The organism is Brucella sp. NBRC 12950 (assembly GCF_030268145.1).
Taxonomy (GTDB): Bacteria; Pseudomonadota; Alphaproteobacteria; order Rhizobiales; family Rhizobiaceae; genus Brucella.
Window position 1 is genome coordinate 1 of the sequence record NZ_BSQC01000097.1, and the last position, 232, is coordinate 232.

Sequence of the window (232 nt, forward strand, 5' to 3'; positions counted from 1 at the left end):
AGAAGGTCCGCAATGTGAAGCCGCTCTGGTCGAAGCTCGGAACGGTTATGGGTGTTGCTCTCGGTGGTCTTGATATGTGGACCAATCAGCTGTTTGGCTTCTCATTCTTTGGTACGCTGAAGCATGGGAAGAACGATGCGCAAAGCCTTGAGCCAGCAGCAAAGCACAAGAAGATCGATTATCCGAAGCCGGATGGTGTGCTGACCTTTGATCGTCTTTCGTCAGTGTTTCT

Annotated in this window: 1 pseudogene; it reads left to right on the forward strand. The window is 50.9% G+C overall.

The window, feature by feature from the left end:
* Positions 1–232: pseudogene (locus QSJ70_RS27625) on the forward strand (electron transfer flavoprotein-ubiquinone oxidoreductase); the annotation flags it as partial.